At 28.8% G+C, this 19,336-nt stretch carries 22 protein-coding genes; 8 read left to right on the top strand and 14 right to left on the bottom strand.

The window, feature by feature from the left end; genetic code table 11:
* The first annotated feature begins 41 nt into the window (after positions 1–41).
* Positions 42–1,142 (top strand): glycosyltransferase family 1 protein, encoded by a 1,101-nt coding sequence (locus tag N5D90_RS09440; protein WP_280062287.1) that lies wholly within the window; start codon positions 42–44, stop codon positions 1,140–1,142.
* 7 nt (positions 1,143–1,149) lie between these two features.
* Here the strand turns inward: N5D90_RS09440 and N5D90_RS09435 are convergent, their stop codons facing one another.
* From N5D90_RS09435 to N5D90_RS09395, 9 genes are all read right to left on the bottom strand, one after another.
* Positions 1,150–2,394 carry a hypothetical protein gene (locus N5D90_RS09435; RefSeq protein WP_280062286.1) on the bottom strand — a complete coding sequence of 415 codons (1,245 nt, stop codon included), beginning with the start codon at positions 2,392–2,394 and terminating at the stop codon, positions 1,150–1,152.
* Between the two features lie 3 nt (positions 2,395–2,397).
* Entirely contained in the window at positions 2,398–3,075 is a 678-nt protein-coding gene (locus N5D90_RS09430) for an acyltransferase (protein ID WP_280062285.1), read from the bottom strand.
* 7 nt (positions 3,076–3,082) lie between these two features.
* Entirely contained in the window at positions 3,083–3,883 is an 801-nt protein-coding gene (locus tag N5D90_RS09425) for a glycosyltransferase family 2 protein (RefSeq protein WP_280062284.1), read from the bottom strand.
* A 7-nt stretch (positions 3,884–3,890) separates the two neighbouring features.
* Positions 3,891–4,667, bottom strand: coding sequence for a DUF4422 domain-containing protein (locus N5D90_RS09420; protein WP_280062283.1), 777 nt, complete (start codon positions 4,665–4,667; stop codon positions 3,891–3,893).
* Positions 4,660–5,772, bottom strand: a complete 1,113-nt coding sequence (gene glf, locus N5D90_RS09415; RefSeq protein WP_280062282.1) for a UDP-galactopyranose mutase — start codon at positions 5,770–5,772, stop codon at positions 4,660–4,662. The genes N5D90_RS09420 and glf overlap by 8 nt, the downstream gene beginning before the upstream one ends.
* 11 nt (positions 5,773–5,783) lie before the next feature.
* On the bottom strand, positions 5,784–7,106 hold the full coding sequence (locus tag N5D90_RS09410; protein ID WP_280062281.1) for an oligosaccharide flippase family protein: 1,323 nt from the start codon (positions 7,104–7,106) through the stop codon (positions 5,784–5,786).
* 29 nt (positions 7,107–7,135) lie between these two features.
* Positions 7,136–7,684, bottom strand: coding sequence for a hypothetical protein (locus N5D90_RS09405; RefSeq protein ID WP_280062280.1), 549 nt, complete (start codon positions 7,682–7,684; stop codon positions 7,136–7,138).
* Between the two features lie 4 nt (positions 7,685–7,688).
* Positions 7,689–8,624 (bottom strand): hypothetical protein, encoded by a 936-nt coding sequence (locus N5D90_RS09400; RefSeq protein WP_280062279.1) that lies wholly within the window; start codon positions 8,622–8,624, stop codon positions 7,689–7,691.
* Between the two features lie 139 nt (positions 8,625–8,763).
* A complete protein-coding gene (locus N5D90_RS09395; RefSeq protein WP_038336022.1) occupies positions 8,764–8,952 on the bottom strand; it encodes a hypothetical protein in 189 nt (62 codons plus the stop codon).
* A 39-nt stretch (positions 8,953–8,991) separates the two neighbouring features.
* Here N5D90_RS09395 and N5D90_RS09390 point away from each other — a divergent pair, with 39 nt between their 5' ends.
* Positions 8,992–9,936 carry a DUF6427 family protein gene (locus N5D90_RS09390; protein WP_114998549.1) on the top strand — a complete coding sequence of 315 codons (945 nt, stop codon included), beginning with the start codon at positions 8,992–8,994 and terminating at the stop codon, positions 9,934–9,936.
* Here N5D90_RS09390 and N5D90_RS09385 read toward each other — a convergent pair.
* Both N5D90_RS09385 and queD read right to left on the bottom strand, forming a co-directional pair.
* Positions 9,871–10,698, bottom strand: coding sequence for a UDP-2,3-diacylglucosamine diphosphatase (locus N5D90_RS09385; RefSeq protein ID WP_114998547.1), 828 nt, complete (start codon positions 10,696–10,698; stop codon positions 9,871–9,873). The genes N5D90_RS09390 and N5D90_RS09385 overlap by 66 nt on opposite strands.
* Complete coding sequence (queD, locus tag N5D90_RS09380) at positions 10,674–11,126, bottom strand: 6-carboxytetrahydropterin synthase QueD (protein ID WP_280062278.1); 453 nt, start codon at positions 11,124–11,126, stop codon at positions 10,674–10,676. The genes N5D90_RS09385 and queD overlap by 25 nt, the downstream gene beginning before the upstream one ends.
* 34 nt (positions 11,127–11,160) lie before the next feature.
* On the opposite strand from queD, the gene N5D90_RS09375 reads away from it, so the two are divergent.
* Together N5D90_RS09375 and N5D90_RS09370 are read left to right on the top strand one after the other, a co-directional pair.
* Positions 11,161–11,826, top strand: a complete 666-nt coding sequence (locus N5D90_RS09375) for a hypothetical protein (protein WP_280062277.1) — start codon at positions 11,161–11,163, stop codon at positions 11,824–11,826.
* Between the two features lie 27 nt (positions 11,827–11,853).
* Positions 11,854–13,611, top strand: a complete 1,758-nt coding sequence (locus N5D90_RS09370) for an Ig-like domain-containing protein (protein WP_280062276.1) — start codon at positions 11,854–11,856, stop codon at positions 13,609–13,611.
* Between the two features lie 20 nt (positions 13,612–13,631).
* Here the strand turns inward: N5D90_RS09370 and N5D90_RS09365 are convergent, their stop codons facing one another.
* The 3 genes from N5D90_RS09365 to radA all read right to left on the bottom strand — a co-directional run bounded on the left by N5D90_RS09365 (position 13,632) and on the right by radA (position 15,864).
* A complete protein-coding gene (locus N5D90_RS09365) occupies positions 13,632–14,042 on the bottom strand; it encodes a DUF2752 domain-containing protein (RefSeq protein WP_280062275.1) in 411 nt (136 codons plus the stop codon).
* A 4-nt stretch (positions 14,043–14,046) separates the two neighbouring features.
* On the bottom strand, positions 14,047–14,424 hold the full coding sequence (locus N5D90_RS09360) for a CD225/dispanin family protein (protein WP_280062274.1): 378 nt from the start codon (positions 14,422–14,424) through the stop codon (positions 14,047–14,049).
* Positions 14,425–14,499: 75 nt separating this feature from the next.
* Positions 14,500–15,864, bottom strand: a complete 1,365-nt coding sequence (gene radA, locus N5D90_RS09355; RefSeq protein WP_125349136.1) for a DNA repair protein RadA — start codon at positions 15,862–15,864, stop codon at positions 14,500–14,502.
* A 198-nt stretch (positions 15,865–16,062) separates the two neighbouring features.
* On the opposite strand from radA, the gene N5D90_RS09350 reads away from it, so the two are divergent.
* From N5D90_RS09350 to N5D90_RS09335, 4 genes are read left to right on the top strand one after another with little or no spacing between them, the layout of a single operon-like run.
* Positions 16,063–16,872, top strand: coding sequence for a hypothetical protein (locus N5D90_RS09350; RefSeq protein WP_280062273.1), 810 nt, complete (start codon positions 16,063–16,065; stop codon positions 16,870–16,872).
* Entirely contained in the window at positions 16,865–17,653 is a 789-nt protein-coding gene (locus N5D90_RS09345) for a hypothetical protein (RefSeq protein WP_280062272.1), read from the top strand. The genes N5D90_RS09350 and N5D90_RS09345 overlap by 8 nt, the downstream gene beginning before the upstream one ends.
* A complete protein-coding gene (locus N5D90_RS09340) occupies positions 17,646–18,428 on the top strand; it encodes a hypothetical protein (protein ID WP_280062271.1) in 783 nt (260 codons plus the stop codon). Before N5D90_RS09345 ends, N5D90_RS09340 begins: the two co-directional genes overlap by 8 nt.
* A complete protein-coding gene (locus N5D90_RS09335; RefSeq protein WP_280062270.1) occupies positions 18,421–19,197 on the top strand; it encodes a hypothetical protein in 777 nt (258 codons plus the stop codon). Before N5D90_RS09340 ends, N5D90_RS09335 begins: the two co-directional genes overlap by 8 nt.
* Positions 19,198–19,336: the final 139 nt, after the last annotated feature.

Raw genomic sequence — 19,336 nt, 5'->3', positions numbered from 1 at the left:
AGTTTATTGAAAAGAAGTGGTACTTTTATTGAAATTAATTTATGAAAATATTTGTTGACGCTTATTTATTAAACAAAGAATACCAAGGAACAAGAACGTATATCATAGAGCTTTATAAAGAATTAGCAAAAAAAAGAAAAGATATATCGATTATATTTGGAGTTGTAGAAAAGACATTAGAGATTGAAAATGAGTTTATTGGATTTGGTAATATTTCTTTTTATAAATATGAAGAAAAAAATCGTTGGAAAAGAATGTTTGGAGAATTGCCAAAATTATCTCGTTTGTATGATTATATGCATTTTCAATACATTATACCTTTCAGAAAATTAAATAAAAATTGTCAATATATTAATACAATTCATGATATTTTATTTGTTGATTACCCTGATCAATTTCCTTTTTTCTATAGAATCTCTCGGACAATTTTGTTTAAATGGAGTGCAAAAAAAACAGATATTTTATTGACGGTTTCTAACTATTCGAAAAGACAAATCTCGAAACACTTTAATATACCCGAAACAAAAATTTTTGTAACTCCAAACGGAGTAAATGACGAATTTTTAGAAGATTATGATAAAAATAGGATACAAGAAAAGATTTTATCAAAATATGGATTGAAAGACTACATTTTATATATAAGTAGAGTTGAACCCCGTAAAAATCAATTACAATTATTGCAATTGTTTTCTAATAATAAATCAATTAATGAACAATTTACAATGGTTTTTGTAGGGAAAAAGTCGTTAGAATCTAATTCTTTTGATGAGTATTTCATGCAATTACCAAAAGATGTAAAAGACAAAGTGAAATATATAGAACAAGTACCTCAAGAAGATCTAGTTGATTTTTATAGAAGCGCGTCATTTTTTATTTATCCATCACTTTACGAAGGATTTGGAATTCCTCCTATAGAGGCAGCCGCAGCAAAAATTCCTGTCTTATGTAATAATTCTACAGCGCTTAATGACTTTAAGATATTTGGAGAATATTTGATAGATTTTGAATCTGAAAAGCTACCATCTATATTTGAAAAATTTGTTATTTCTAACGAATCGGAATTGAATTCAATCAGAGTTGAAGTTTCGAAAAAATATAGATGGGAGGTATCAGCTGTTATTTTAAATTCTTTATTACAATAGACATAAACTATGAAGGTTTTATTGATAATTTTGTTTTACTATAAAGGGCTAAAATACTTCCTAGGTATACTAATAATAAATCATAAGCATTGTAAATTCCAGTAATCACGAACGTTGTGAAAAATATACATAAAATTAATGAAGCAATTAAATAATGAATTTCTTTTTCACTTTCTTTTTTTCTGAAACCAATTATGAAAATATTAATAAAAAGAATAATGTACATAAAAATACCTAAAAAACCAGTTTTAAAATAAATGTAAATAAAACCATTATGAAGAATAGGAATTCTTCTAATTTTTTCACCCAATTCAGCTTCAATTTTTAAATCTACTAATGAACCAAATCCATTTCCTATAACCGTATTTCTTAAACCAGTCGTTTGATCTATAGCCATTTTAGCTTCATAAGCACGCCAATTATGCCATAAATCACGTAAATTATTTTTATCAATTTTAGATTGAAACATTTCATTCGGAGTATTTTTCATTTTATAAATAAATGAACTTAAACCATCTTGATCTTTATATGAAACATTTACAAAACTTAGTGAATAAAATAATAAACTAGTAAAAATGACAAAAACTGCTAAAAAAGAAAAGGTTCTAAGTTTCGGTCTGTAATACCCTTTTAAACCAATCCATATAATAATCAACATAATAAAATCAGTTCGAGAAAAGTAAAAAGAAATAGAGAGAAATAAAATAAATTGGTATATAAACCTATTCCTAAGATGAACATAAAGGATTGATTCTTTGTTTTTTATTAGAAGTAAGATGAAAGCAAAAACTTCTATATTATTACCTAAGCCTAATTTGCTTCTTAAGCCAGCAATAGTAAATCCAATTTGTGGAATATAAAATAAAACACCTATTAGGTGAAAAATAGCTGTGATTATTGCAAAATAGATAATCGCTTTTGAAAAAAAAGTAGTGTTTGGAATATTTTTTATTAAGATAAATGAGGTCGTTAGAACAATAATAGGCTTTGTAAAATAGACAAAGTCTTTCAAATATGCTTTCGATATAAAATTATCATTTAGCAATCCAGAGATTAGACCAATAACAACAATTGTAGAGAGTCCTAAAACAGTTACAAAAACAGTTTGACTAATTTTTTTGTAAATTAATAAAGAAGTAATTAAAAAAAAGCATCCAATCAAATAAGATAATTCAAGAAATAAAAATTTACTTGTGATTAAATAGACAATAAAGCTAATTTGAGTTAATATATTATAGGTTCTAGTAGACATATTTTAATGGATTTGCTTAATAATTTTTGCAGGAATACCTCCAATAATAACATCATCAGGAAATTCTTTGTTAACAACGGCTCCAGAAGCAATTACACAATTATTACCTACTTTTGCTCCATCTAAAAAAGTTACTTTTGCACCGACCCAAATATTGTTCCCTAAAACGATACCTTTAGATGTTACGCCTTGCTCCCTGATTAATAGATTAGAATTGTCAAAATTATGATTTTCGGAATGAAAACTGATATAAGATCCCATAATAACATCATTACCAATAATAATTCCTCCAGCAGAGCCAAATTCTGAAAATTGTCCACATGATGTGTTATCTCCTATTATTATTCCTTTTCCATATTTGGACATATGGCTTGTACAGCTAATTGATGAAAATTTCCCTATTTTACAGTTGTTTCCTATAATTACATTCTCTCTTGCAAATCCATCAATTTTTACATAATCTTCAAAAGTGATATTTTTTCCAAGCTTTAACCCTTTTTTATTTAAAAACACGCAATTTTTACCTACAAAAATTCTTTTTCTTAAAAGAATCATTCCCCTTAAAATCATGATTAGGCGATTCAGTAAAAATTGAATGATTAATTGATCTGGTATATTTGGATCTATCGTATAATTCTTTCCAAATTTTAATAATAAATTTTGATATATCCTTTTAAACATGTTATTGTTATTTTTTAATAAATTTAATTACTTTACTCAAAACAAGTGCACAAAAAAGAATCCTATTTTCAAGGAAGTTTTTATGATGTTTCTTTATATATATCTTAAGTCCTTCTATAATAAATTTATTTTTGTCTCTGTTAAAACCAACAAAATGTACGTAATTCTTGTCCGCTATAAATATTCGTTTTAAATTTATTGAAGCTATTTTTTTGCAAATGTCAATATCTTCTACATACATAAAATAATCTTCATCAAATCCATTAATTTGTTGATATACTTTTTTTTTCATCATTAAAAAAGAACCAGTTAACCAATCTACATTATAATATTTTTGAGAAAAATTTCCAGTAATAAATTCTGGAGTTGATTTAAAAAGTTTTTTAAATCTTATTAAATTCAAAACGTTTGGAAAATTACCTGCAGCCAGTAAATACTCTTTTTTTGCATTCAGCATATTTATTCCAATTACACCAACATCATGATTATCTTCTAAATATGTGATACAATCATCAATATTATCTAAAAGTATGGTATCATTATTAAGTAACAAAATGTATTTACCTTGTGCATTTTTGACACCTAGATTGTTTCCTTTCCCAAAACCTAAATTTTGTTCAGATTCTATTAAAACAATATCCTTATACTTATTCTTTATAAATGCAGCAGATTGATCTGTAGAGTTATTGTCAACAATTATAATTTCAATATTTTTGGTAGAAAATTGGTTATAAATTGATTGTATGCAGTTATCCAAATAATCTTTTCCGTTATAGTTTACAATTATCACAGATAATAATATCGACATAATTATTTTATATATTGTTAATAAATAAGATAGGTAAATGCTTTGTTTTTAATTTTTTTTGATGGAGGTAAAGCGTAAATAATCGTTCAGAAATAAACCCAAAAACTCTTGCTTGATAAGTATAGTCACTTATATGAATTCTTTTTTCTAATTCATCCATTATTTTAAACAACCAATCGCAATAATCAATAAAAATTTGTTTTCTTGCAATTAACATATTGTAATGGATGATAAAGTAATGTCTACGGAAATACATATCATAATCAAAATCATTTCCGAAAAGGTCATTTAAAACATCAATCATAATGTTATAATCTTCTATAAGATGAGTAAATTTGTAATCTAAAGCAAGAGATGCTGGAATTATTCTATTTATTTTACATAGTTTTTTTTGAGGCACAATAATGTCATACTTGTGCAATAAGGATAAAATGATCTGCTTAGTATTTGCTTCTTCAAAAATATGTTTTAAACCTTTTTTGGAGTCGTCTTTGTTAATTTCTGTAATGTGTTTTTGAAGTTTTGCTGAATTGAAATCAAAATATCGACGATAATGTGATATTCCAATGATATCAGAATCTTTATCATTTTTCCAGATCCAATAAAAGGCTGTTAGTTCACAGAAATTAGGATTCTTACTTGAAATATTTTCACCAGTATCATCTCCAATATATTCTGGTAAGGTTGTGTTAATTTTTCTTCCTACCTGTATAGGTTTGTACACATCATTTTCTACAATAGGAACTTGCTTATGTGTAACTGTATATATTGTTATTTTATCCATTTTTAATTAATAATTCACTTAAATCCAATGCTTCTTTAATCACTTGATGCATATCCATATAACGATATGTAGCTAATCTTCCAATGAAATGGATATTATTTAACTCTTCAATTTCTGCCTGGTACAATTCTAATTTTTGAAGATCATCACTCAACCGTTTGGGATAATAAGGAATATCGTTTATTCCAGTTTCTTTACTGTACTCTTTAAAGTAGATGGTTTTTTCATGACTTTCCCATGGAGTAAAGTGTTTATGTTCGTGTATTCTTGTAAAAGGAACTTCAGGGTCAGCATAATTGATGACAGCATTTCCCTGATAATCTCCTGTTGTTATATATTTTTCAAACTCTACAGTTCGGTATGATAAACGCCCATGTTTGAAATTAAAATATGCATCTATTGGACCTGTGTATATGATTGTATCGAAATCAGAATAATCATCAGTTGTATTAAAATTTGTATTTGTTTTAATTTCTATGCTTGGATGGGTAAGCATTTTTTCAAAAATGGATGTATAGCCGTCTTTTGGAATTCCTTGATACGGATTTGTGTAGTAGTTATCATCGTAATTAAATCGAACAGGTAATCTTTTTAAGATGGAAGCAGGTAAATCCTTTGGTTCACAACCCCATTGTTTCTTTGTATAACCATAAAAAAAAGCTTTATAAAGGTCTTTCCCAATAAATTTGAGAGCTTGTTCTTCAAAATTAAATGGATTCTCAATTGATCTGTCAGCAATTTTTTCAATAAACAATTTAGCTTCTACAGGACTTAACGTTTTGTTATAATATTGATTTATTGTGTGCAAATTAATAGGTAATGAATATACATTACCATTATAAATAGACTTTACTCTATTAACAAAAGGCTCCATTTCGCAGAAATTTTGAATATAGTCCCAGACATGTTTATTATCCGTATTAAAAATGTGGGGACCATACTTATGCTCCATAATATTTGTTTCAGAATCTCTTTCTGTATAGCAATTTCCTCCAATATGATCTCTAGATTCTAAGATCAGTATTTTGTAATTTGCTTGTTGAGATAATCTTTCAGCAACAACAGCTCCTGAAAAACCAGCACCAACAATTAAAATCTTTTTCATGATATATTAATTCATTTTTTTACAATAGTCATCAATAAACTTTTAAATTGTGTTTTGATAAAAGCCGGATGATAGTAGTTTAGATTAATAGGATTTATACCATTCTTTCTTAAAATTATATACATGAATAATGTTATAAAGAATTCAGAAATAATCCAACTAATACATGTTCCTAATGCATGTAATTTACTGCTTAAGATAAAGTTTGATGTAATTCCTAAAAATGCTCCTATACAAGTAACTATTAATAATTGTTTATCTAATTTTAAATTTAACATTAGTTGTATACCAAACATATTACTAAAACTAATAAATATAGGAATTATTATCATGACTTTAATTAAAAAGATTGCAGAAGTAAATTCTGTTCCATACAGGATGTTTACAATGAAATCTGAAAGAATAAATGTAAAGCAACAACAGATGGCGACCATTGAGGTTGTGATGGGAAGAATCTTTTGAACTTTGTTGATACCTAATTCTTTACTTATATTAAAAGATTGGGTGATATAAGGATACAATGCTTGGGAAAAGGATATATTTAGAATAGTAGTAATTAAGACAATTATCTTTTCAGAAGAACTAAATAAGCCTATTTCAGTTGCTGAAGATGTAATGCCTAAAATGATAATATTAGATGTTGTATAAAAACTTATGACAATGAGAGAAAGAAAAATGAGATGTTCTTTCTGTAAAATATTTAATATTTCCTTTAAACGCACGAAGGAAAATTTTATTGAATAATTTTTGACAATGTAGTAAAACGATGAGGCAGAAGTTATAATAGCTGTAAGAGAATAAATAAGAGAATAAATAATCAAATCGTCTTTTTTCTGAACGAAATATAATATTAATATTGTAAATGTTAATTTATTTATAAGACTAAAAATTGCTACTTTACTTAAATTCTGGAAAGCTTGGTACATCCAGTTATTATTCAAAACAGTAGAAATTGTATATAAAAATGTTATACTCATTAATATTTTTGTAGTGTAATTAAGCTCAACGAAGTATATAATAATGAGGAACAAGCAAGTTGATATTAAAAATAAAAAAATTTTAGTAGAAAGTATTTGATTGAAAATCTTCTCAACTTCTTTTGGTTTATCCAATTTTTGTATGACTAGCCTAGTTGCAGTAAAATTAAAACTATAATCTATTAATAAAATAAAATAATTAACAAAGGCTATTGCATAATTAATTAGACCAAAATTTTCAACTCCTAAAATTCGAGAAATTATAGGTAGAGAAATAAATGGTAAAGCAAGATTTACAAGCTGTACGATTATTAAGTAAGAAGCATTTTTTGCTAATTTTTTATTACTATTTTGCATAAAATAAAACCTCCATATGGAGGTCAATATTATTTGTATAATTTGTTAATTTCTTCACTAAGGGGGGCTCTTGGAATGAACAGAGGGTCGTAGGTATTTGACTTTCCTTTTACTATTTTAGCTGTGGAAGTTTTTCTGTCGTATTCAACTTGATCATTAGGATTAAAGTATTGAATAAACATAGTATCGTTTGTTACAAATGATTTCCCGTTTAATTCCATTCTGAAATTTTTGAACTGAATATTCCCTTGATTTTTATTATTTCCAATGTCAAATCTAAAATCAGTAATTTTATCATTACCAGGAATGTTAAAAATTATATTTTGCGCAGAATCACTTCCATTTACAATTGCATTAACAGATTGTTTAGAGATATAATCTTCTGTAGGATTCAATCTGTAATATATTTGTAGCGTATCTGATTGAGGAACAATAGCATTAATAGTTACTTTTATTCCAGGTACAATGACTGCATCTTCTGTTGAATCATCTGATTCTTTTGATCTTTCTTTCTTATCATTACAAGAGTATGCTGCTAAGAAAAAAGAAGCTAGTATAACTAATCCTTTAGTATTCATTTTATTATATATTAATTTTGTGCGACTGTTGTTCTTTAAAGTTTTTATAAAATAATGAAATGTAAATAAACATAAAGTAAAAAAATAGAAATAAAATAGGTAGTAAAAAAATAAAATTTACTTTTGGTTTTACGATGGTATTCAAATCATAAGACAATAAATTAATCGTATTTTTTGTTTCGACTAATTTTATTCTAATATTATTATTTTCATTAAATAAATCAACCTTTGTTTTTAGTAAATCATTTAATTGTAAGTTTTCATTATTATACAGAAGTTGTCCTCCTTTGTTGTCTTGTGTATTATACTTAGCAATTAATATGTCTATTTGTTGAATTAACAATTCATTTTGCTTAATTTTATTTAAATAATTTTCTTTAGAAATTTTTAATAACTCTTTGTAAAAAAGGTCATTATTTAAATAATTAATGATCTCATTAATCATTTTTTCATTAATTAAATTATTACCATTACTAATAGAAATAATATGTGAATCATAATTTTTTATAAAATTCTTGTCTTCTGTCATTTTCATGATATCTCCATCTTCAGCATACATTTTTAATGTTTCTAGATTACTTTCTTTTGTACCTGTAAATTTATATACATCTACAATTGGAGTGATTTCAACATGATTAATGTTTTTAATAAATTTTTTGGCTTTTGGATCACTAAAATTCGATTGTAAATTTTGAATTTTTGAATATAAATACTCCACACTATTATTGTTTGATAAAACAATAAGTTGTGAAACTCTTTTACTAAAAAGCTGATTTAAAAAAAAGCCTATTCCAATACCTAGGAAAATTAAAATAACTATTTTAAGTTTATTATTTAATAATAAGTTTAAAAAATTAAATATATAAGATTGGATTTTTTTATTAATAGAAGAAATTATATTATTTAAATCTAGTTCTTCATCAAAATTAGTATTTGACATTGTAATAATATTATATAATTAGATACGAAAACGAAGTTTTTAATAGATTATTGTCACTATCACAAAAAAACCTCTTATAAAATTTATAAGAGGTTTTTCGAATTAATTCGAAAATATATTTTATACAATATAAGATAAATTATCTTTCGTATCTTTTTTCATTTTCGGTTCCAAAGCTAGCGATTTTATATAACCACCATCCAAGTAATGCGCATCCGATGAATGTAAATAACCATCCAAAGATAACACCAACTGGAGATAATAAGTTTTCAAAAGTCCATTTGAAAATATCACCAATCGCAAAAAATAAATCAGTTATAACTCCCATATTCTAGTTTATTGCTTAATTTGCATCAAAGTTAATAAAATGTTGGTTAATCTACTTGACAAAAGGAATTTTTTTATACAGATTTTTATCATTGTGCTGTTTACATTGCTTGGAGCAACGAATTTTAACAGTATTGATCTGAGTAATTTAGAAAAATTAGGCGTAGTCCTGACGATTTTGACGATTGCTTTTGTGGGGTATATCGACAATACAAATGATTTAATTTCGACTTCTTCCTACCCAACTTTTACTTACATTTTGTGGATAATGCCTTTTATTGCAGGTTTATCAGATTATAGAATTGCTGGAAGTTTGTTGCTTGTGACTTATGTAACAGTGCAATTACTCTATTTTGAGTCCGAAAAAAACGATACGTACAATGCTTTTGATATAGGCGTTTTCATGAGTTTTGCAATACTATTAAGTCCGCCACTTATTTTCTTAGGAATTGTAGTTTTCACTTATTTCTTAACTTTAAGAGTTGTAGAACCAAAAATTCCTATTCTTGGTTTTCTAGGATTTATTCTTCCAATATTAATCGTTGCTCAAGTAAGTTTTCTGCTTGATTATTACTTTATGTTCGATTTTTATAAAGAACAATTGATGTTAACAATAGTGCATTTCGAATGGAAACAATTGTTTTTAGTTCCCATTGTAATTATTCTAATTTATTCAATTATTAATCATTTTAAGAATGTGAATAAATTGACAGCACAAAAGAAACGAATCTTTTTGTTGATGCATTTTATGTTTGGAACAATGTTGATTACGTATATTCTTTACGGAGGAAATAACGATGCTTATCTTGCCTTCTTAGGTTTTAGCATTATGTTGATGTTAACAAGATATTTTAGCGAAAGCAAACCCAAAATAGAATGGCTAAAAGAGGCATTTCTTTGGGTTTTTATGATTTGCTTGCTAATCTATAATTTTTATGATAGAATCCCGAGATTCTTCTCCTTGATTACGGAGGTAAGTTTTTAATTCGAATTCTTTTCCATCAAAAATACCATAAGTAAAGTAGTTAATCCAATCGCCAAGATTGATATGACGCGCTTTGCCTATCGCAATCTCCATTGGTAAATGTCGATGTCCATAAATTAGATAATCGTAGTATTTTCGATGCAATTGTTTACGGCTATACATGATTAACCATTCGTTGTCAACGCCCAAAAAATTAACATCTTCATCACCCGAAATCATTTTATTTTTTCGCGAAGCTGTAATTCCCAACCACATTGCCAAATCGGGATGAAGTAGATAAAAAAGAAATTGACAAACTTTGTTAGTAAAGACCTTTTTCATTCGTTTGTAGCCTTTATCGCCAGGTCCTTTTCCGTCACCATGTACAATAAAAAAATCTTTTCCATTGATGATAAAATCTTGTTTGTCTCGAAAAACAATTGCATTGATTTGTTCTTCCAAATAATCTTTCATCCATAAATCATGATTGCCAACAAAGAAATAAATTGGAATTCCACGATCAGAAATTTCGGCTAATTTTCCTAAAACACGTACAAATCCTTTCGGAACAACGTGTTTATATTCGAACCAAAAATCGAATAAATCGCCAATCAAAAATAAAACACCACAATCGTCTTTTATTTCGTCAAGCCATTTTACAAACAATTTTTCGCGCACCAAACTATCTTTTTCATTCGGAGCACCAAAGTGATGATCCGAAGAAAAATAGGCTTTTTTACCAGCTTCTAACTGAATGTTTATTGGTTGTCCTCCGCTAACCATTCTGCATAAGAATTTTCAGTTTCGTGTAATTTCAAAGCAACCAAATCGATATTCGTTGGTAAAAGTGGTTTAATTTTATCCACAATCCACAAAATCATGTTTTCAGCAGATGGTTGATAATCTGTAAAAACAACATTGTGTCCTTCTGATAATAATTTTTCTCCTAATGTTTTGTGAGGCGAATTTTCGTTCAATAAAATGGCGTGATCAAAAAGATTAACAATTTCTTTGTTCACAATTTTTTTCAAATCCCCAAAATCCATCACCATTCCAAGTTTCACATCGTTTGTGTCCTCAGAAGGCGTTCCTTTCACAGTTACAAATAATTTGTACGAATGTCCATGTATATTTTTACACTTTCCGTCATAACCATGCAAAGCATGTGCAGTTTCGAACGTAAAAGCTTTTGTAAGTCGAATGATTTTCATTAAATTTAGTACTAAACTTTAATTTGCAAAGGTAATGGAAATCAAAACAATCGTAAATTCTTTGGTTGATTTATTTTTTCCGATGCGTTGTTTGGATTGTCAAGACGTTATTCAACCTTCGCAATTTCTGTGTGTTTCGTGCTCAACCAAACTCGTTTTCACGCATTTTAATTTTGATCAAAATAATCGCGCTTATGATAAATTGAGAAATTTTTGCGAGGTTGAAAATGTTTTTTCTTTGTTAGAATTTAAACATCATAACACAACGCAAGCCATTTTACATGAAATGAAATATAGAAATCGCCCAGAAATTGGAATTGATTTAGCACAATTAATTAAGTTTGATTTGAGAGATTATGACGGAATTATTCCGATTCCTTTGCATCCAAAAAGATTGAAAACAAGAGGCTACAATCAAGTAGAAGATTTTGCACGAACGTTGGCAGAAATTAATCAAATCAATTATTTTTCGGATGGATTAATCCGAACGAAATACAATTCATCTCAAGTAAATGAAGACAAAAAACATCGATTGGAAAATATGAAAGATGCGTTTGAAATCAATCCAAATCTTAAGCCTGGACATTATATTTTGATTGATGATGTGTTAACAACTGGCGCAACGATTGCATCAGCAATAAAAAAGTTTAATCTTTCAGAAAATTTTAAGATAAGTGTAATTACCATTGCTTATGCTTAATAACAAGCTTTTTCTTAACTTGCGCCCATGAATAAGACGACACGTTTTTCGCTTTTGATGTTAACCATTTTGATGGTTATTTCTTGTGCAAGACAAGGTTCACCAACGGGAGGGCCTAAAGATGAAACTCCTCCAGTTTTCCTAAAAGCTGATCCAGATACGTTGGCAACAAATGTAGATGTCAATTTGCAAGAGGCAATAATCAACTTTGATGAGTATATTCTTCTAAAAGAGTACAGCAAAAATGTTGTTGTTTCGCCATCGTTTCAAATTCCGCCAATTGTGACGCCGCAAGCTTTAGCGAAGAAATATATTTCGATTAAATTTCAAGAACCATTGTTGCCAAATACGACATATAGTTTCAACTTTGGTGATGCGATTCAAGATTTTAACGAAAATAATAAGTTGTCAAACTTTCAATATGTTTTTTCGACAGGTAGTTTTATTGATTCGTTGAAGGTCACAGGTCGAGTAAATGCGTCTTATGATTTCAAATTGCCAGAGAAAATATTGGTCGGGCTATATAAAGTAGATAGTACTTACAAAGACAGCATTATTCTGCAAAAGAAACCATATTACATTGCGAGAGCCAACGATAAAGGAGAATATCAATTAAATTATTTGGCTTCGGGCAAATATAAATTGATTGCTTTCGAGGATAAGGTAGAAAATGTGATGTACGATTATGGGAAAGAGCGTTTGGCTTTTCATAACGAACCAATTGAGTTGAATGCAAATCAACAAATCAACTTGAATTTATTCAATCAAAAACCAGCTTATCGTAAACCTGAAGCGAGTTTTAAACAAGAAGGTTTAATTGTTTTTAAAACGACAGGAGCAACGGATGATGTTACGATAACACCGGTAGGAAAAGAATTTAAAACGGCTTATATTCAGAAGTTTCCAAAACAAGATTCGATTAATTTTTGGTTCAATCCAAAGGTGGATACAATTGTAGGAAGAAGTGCAAAATTGAATTTCAAGGTTCAACATAAAGATCAAATAGATGAAATAAGTGCATTATATTCAAAATCGAATACAGAACGAAAATTAGAATTTAAAGCATTAAATGATCAAAAATTAGCACCAAATAAACCATTTAAAGTTCAGGCAAATGCACCAATAAAATCATTGGATTTATCTAAAATTTATGTGTTTAAAGATACAATTTCAATTCCATTTAAAGTTTCGATTGATACAGTGAATGCTCAGAATTTGAATTTTGCTTTTGATAAAAATTTAGATGAAAAATTTGAAGTTAATATCTATCCAAATGCTTTGACAGATGTGTTAGGAGAGAAGAATGATACGCTTGCTTATCCTATAAAAATGGGAACGCGTGGCGATTTCGGACATTTAAAATTAACGCTTCAAAATACTCCAAGCAAACCATTTATCCTACAATTTCTAAAAACAGATAAAGATTATACAGTTTTGGAAGAGTTATATAATCCAGCAAATAAAAACTATTTTGAATTCAATTTTATTGAGCCAGGTGAATATTTGTTCCGTTTATTGGTTGACGAAAACGAAAATGGAAAATGGGATACAGGCGATTATTTATCAGGTAAACAGCCCGAACCAATTTATTTGTATCCAGAGCCAATCAAAATTAGAGCGATGTGGGATGCTACTGAAACATGGGTTTTAGGTGAGGCAAATCAACCCGTTTCTTTACCAAATGATGACAAAGATTCGGACAAAAATAGAATACGTCGAGGAGAATTGAAAGAAGGCGAGGAGCGCCAAAATCCACGAACAGCAAATAAGAAATCAGAGGAATAGTTCTCTGATTTTTTTTGATTCTAACTTTCTGGTGCTAAATATATAAAAGGAGAAATAGGAATATTTCTCAAAATAGAATAAACCAAAAGGAAGATTAAGAAATTTCGCGCAAAACTTGCAGGGAGATGTAATTTGCCTGACATTGGTTTGCCTAAAAAAATATTTCCAACAATAGCATAATACAATTGTACACAAATGTAAAGTGCAAAAGGCAAAATAAGATTGTAACGTAAGGATTGTAAAAGATGTCCGTGAACAAGCAAGGAAAAAGCGCGCTGACCACCACAGCCAGGACACCACAAACCTGTTATTTCATGAAACATACATTTGATAGAAAACGGACTTTGGTTGCTGTAATAACTATAAAAATAGACAATTACCAAAATGGGTAAAAGCGTTGCTAGTCCATAAACCAAAATCCGTTTTATCATATGATTAATTTCCGTTAGAGCTTTCTAAAATACTTTTATATTGCTCCATATAAGCATCCATACCTCCTGTAATTAACATCACAACATTAATAATAACACCGATTACGCCTAAACCAATTGCAATGTAAGCTAATAATTTAGAATTTTTAGCTGCTTGTTCAGCACCTGTATAATCACCAATATTGTGTTTTGTATTCACTTGATTTGCAAAAACAATTGCAATAATACCCACAATAGTACCGATGCAACAAGGAGAACAAAGCCCTAAAACAGTACCGATGATGGCCAAGACAAGGTTGTTTTCTGGTTTTGGTTTAATTTCTTCAAAAGAAGATTGTTGAGGTTGATTAAAATCTTGAGTAGATTGGTTAGAATAATCCATAATAATGTTTTTTAGTTTCGAATAAAAATAGAAAAAATAATGTATAAATCAAGTGTTTATAAAATATTTAATATTCTATTGAAATAGCATACGATATAAATCTTCAACTTTTGAGATTCTAACGATTCGAATTCCAAAATCTGTATCTTTTATTTTATTGTATTTTGAAACAAAAATTGCGTCAAAACCTAATTTTTCAGCTTCGGTAATGCGTTGTTCAACACGATTTACAGCTCTAATTTCTCCACTCAAACCAACTTCTCCCGCAAAACAACAATTATCTGGAACAGCAGAATCTTCACTTGATGAAAGAATTGCCGCAATAACAGCCAAATCAATTGCAGGATCATCCACTCGAATTCCACCTGTAATATTCAAGAAAACATCTTTCATATTCAATCGAAAACCTGCACGTTTTTCTAAAACTGCTAACAACATATTCAATCGTTTGGCATCAAAACCAGTCGCAGTACGTTGTGGAGTTCCATAAACTGCCGTTGAAACCAAAGCTTGAATTTCAATCAACATCGGGCGAACACCTTCCAAAGTCGCTGCTATTGCATTTCCGCTTAGTAATTCATCTTTCTTCGTGATTAACACTTCAGATGGATTTGTGACCTCTCTCAAACCAGCGCCTTGCATTTCGTAAATTCCAATTTCGGCAGTTGAGCCAAAACGGTTTTTATTTGCGCGTAAAATTCGGTAAATATGGTTGCGATCGCCTTCAAATTGCAACACAACATCTACCATGTGTTCCAAAATTTTTGGTCCAGCAATTACACCTTCTTTTGTAATATGACCAATTAAAATAATCGGTGTGTTGGTTTCTTTTGCGTATTGAATCAGCTCAAAAGTTGTTTCTCGAATTTGCGAAATACTTCCTGGAGATGATTCTACATAAGTGGTTTGAAGCGTTTGTACAGAATCGACAACAATCAGTTGAGGTTGAATTTCTTTGGCATGCGCAAATATTTTTTGCGTATTAGTTTCGGGTAAAATAAAACATTGATCCGATTCAATTCCGATTCGTTCGGCACGAAGTTTTACTTGCGAAACAGATTCTTCTCCAGATACATATAAGATTTTAATCGTATCTAACTTTAAGGCAACTTGCAACATCAATGTCGATTTTCCAACACCAGGTTCTCCACCAACCAAAATCACTGATCCAGGAACAATTCCACCACCTAAAACCCTGTCTAATTCTTGGTTTTTCGTTGAAATTCTTATTTCTCCTAATGGATTTATTTCGCGAATATTCAGGGCAAAAGTTTTTTCTTTTTTGTCCGATTTATCTTTCCACGATTTTTTTTCGTCGCCTTTGTCTACAATTTCTTCAACAATGGTATTCCATTCGCCACAACTTTTGCATTGTCCCATCCATTGCGCGGTTTGCGTGCCACAGTTTTGGCAGAAATATGTAGTTTTTGTTTTAGCCATAGTTTCAAATTTAGACAAAAATAATGTTTTATCGCGACAAGATATGGAGTTATAAGTGTGAAAAATTTTAATACAACAACTAAAAAACGTTAATAATAATTTACTTTTTTAACAAATTATCAACTTTAGATAAAGTTGAGTTAAATATTGATTTTCAATCATTTTCTCGATTATTTTTAATCATGTTTTAAAATGCCAATGAAAATAACTTTACTTCTTAGCTTTTTTTATATTTTTTGTATTTCTGCCAATGCACAATCGACTTTAATTTCGGGGAAAATTATGGTAGATAATGCGGATGAAATCGTTAATCTTGATGATTTTGTAATCGAAAATTTAACGTCAAATGCACGAACAAAATCAAATGAAAAAGGTCTTTTTTCGATTCGAGTTCAGCCAAACGATGTTTTACTTTTCAAACAAATAGGAATTGAAGAACGTCAGCTTAAGATTTCTGAATCAATGATTAGAAAGGGTTTTATAGACGTTCATCTAAATGTTGAAGTGATAGAATTATCCGAAACGAAAATAAAACCGCTTAAAAAGAATTGGAAAGAAAATATTAGCAAAGAAGAAACGCAAAGCGAAAAAATCAATAAAAGTTTAGGTATTAATGAAGAGTTTAAAAATGATATGGTGAAAGCCTATTTTGCTTCGGAATATCTTCGAAAATTAAGAGTTCCCATTCGTTATGAAAATGTGATGGGTTTGATAGAGCAATATTCGGACAAAGAAGTGCAGACGTATAAACATTTTCTGAAAAAGAAAAACCTTGATAAATATGATAAAATCATTCAGCTCAAAGATTATTTCACCGAATATTATTTTGAGCATGATTTGAAAATTCCAAAAGGAAATATTCTTGATTTTATTCATTATTGCTTTGTTGAGTTTAAGTTAGAACCACTTTTAAAAGCAAATAATTATGATAAAATCACTTTAATTTTCGAAGAACAAGCACCAAATTATCTTTCTACTATCAACCAAAAAACAATCGAATATGAATAAATTTTTATTCTTTTTATTAATCATTTCATCAAGTTATCTTCAAGCACAAAGCACTTTAATCACAGGAAAAATTATTGTGGATGATACAGAAGAAGTTATTGATTTGGAAGGAACTTCGATTGAAAACTTAACGACAAAAGCCAAAACAAAAGCAAATAATGTTGGCTTATTTTCGATAAATGTGAATTTGAATGATGAATTGTTAATCAAACATACGGGAATTGAAGAAAGAAAATTGAAAGTTTCGGAAACTATGATAATGAAAGGTTTTGTGACGATTCACGTAAATATTGAAGTGATAGAATTGAAAGAAGCAAATATCTCGAAATTAGATAAAAATTCGCTCAAAAATTTGGGAAAAGAAAAATCATTTCAAGAAAAATTGAATGATGAAGCGGGTTTTACTTCTCTAGAATTTAAAGCGGAACTGAATCTTAAACATGATGAAGAAAGAGTCAATAGAACGATTAAACAGGTTGGAGGAGTTAATTTACTTGGATTGTTAAACGTGTTCAAAAACCCAAAAAAGCGAGTGAAAAATCCAGGTCCAATAAAAGTTGTGAAAGAAGATCAATTATCGGCGTTGCATAAATTTTTTACGACATATTATTTTGTGAATGATTTGAAAATTCCGGAAGGAAAAATAAACGAGTTTTTGGATTATTGTTATTCAAATTTTGATTTTCCGAAATTGTTGCGAGATAATAATTTTGATGAAATTCTTTTTATAATTGAGGAACAAGCGCCAATTTATTTAGCAAAAATGAAGAAAAATGAGTAGAATAAAATACATTATATTATTGAATTTGTTGAGCGTTTTTACATTTGCGCAGACGACTTTGATCACAGGAAAAGTGGTGATTGATGATGGTGTTGCTGGGCAAGATGCGGTGGACAATATTTTGGTGACAAACGAATCGACGAATGCGAAAGCGTTTACAAATGCGAGCGGAATGTTTTCGATTAAGGCGTCTGTTGGAGATGAATTGATTTTTACGCACGATTTTTATATCGAACGAAAAATCAAAATTACATTGGATATTTTAGCAAAAGGAATGTTGACGATTCATTTGAATATTGAAACGATTGAACTTGCTGAAGCGCGAATTAATACGTTAGACAAAAACTTTAAGAACAATATCAAGCTCAAATATGACCAAGTTGATGAAATGTACAAACAGTTGAATTTGGGAATTGATCCTAACTTGCGTTTTAGAAAAATCGATCCTAATGCTACTTCAAATATTGGAGGTTTTGGATTATTGAATCCTGCGGCTTGGATTACTGCAATTTCAGGTCAACGGAAACGAGAAAAAAAACAGTATGAATATTTCAAAAAAGAAGATAGAATAAAAGATTTGGAGAATTATTTTACATCAAATTATTTCATTGAAACATTGAATATTCCAGGAAATAAAGTGAGCGAATATGTAAAGTATTGTTATATTAATTTTGAATTAGATAAATTGGTCAAAGCAAATAATTACGACAAAATTACTCAGATTCTAGAGGAACAAGCGCCGATTTATTTGTCAAAAATCCAAAAGAATGAATAAAATTTTATACGTTATAATTTTCGGTTTGATAAGCACTTTTTCTTTTGCGCAAACAACTTTGATTACTGGAAAAGTGGTGATTGACGATGGCGTTGTTGGACAAGATGCTGTGGATCATATTTTGATTTTGAATGAAATGACTAACGCCAGAGTTTTGACAAACGAAAATGGAATGTTCTCGATCAAAGCGTCTGTTGGAGATGAATTGGTGATTACACATGATTTTTATATCGAACGAAAAATAAAAATCACATCGGATATTTTAGTAAAAGGAATGTTGACGATTCACTTGAATATTGAAACGATTGAACTTGCTGAGGCGCGAATTAATACGTTAGACAAAAATTTTAAGAATAACATCAAGTTAGAACATGGAAAAGTTGATGAATTGTATGATAATTTGAACTTGGGTTTTGATCCAAATTTGCGTTTCCGAAAGATAAATCCTAACATGACTTCTACAATTAATAATAACGGGTTGTTGGATCCTTCTTTGTGGATAGCATCTATTTCTGGGCAAAAGAAAAAAGATAAAAAACAAAACGAATATTTCAAAAAGGTAGATAAAATCAAAGATTTAGAAAATTATTTTACCTCAAATTATTTCATCGAAACATTGAATATTCCAGAAAATAAAGTCACTGATTATGTGCGATATTGTTATGCAAATTTTGAATTAGAGAAACTCGTAAAAGAAAACAAATATGATAAAATCACAGAAATTTTAGAGGAACAAGCACCTAAATATTTGGAAATGATAAAGAAATAAAATGTATATTTAATAAAAACTTATTCGCTATGGAATTACTTTTTGTACTGTTAGTCAATCTTATTTTCTTTATAATTATGAAAATATTTTATAAAATAAATCCTTGGGAAATCAATAAAATGGTAAAACTTTGGAATCG

Source organism: Empedobacter sp. GD03797 (assembly GCF_029842105.1).
Classification (GTDB): Bacteria; Bacteroidota; Bacteroidia; order Flavobacteriales; family Weeksellaceae; genus Empedobacter; species Empedobacter falsenii_C.
This window is presented reverse-complemented; position numbering and strand designations above follow the sequence as displayed.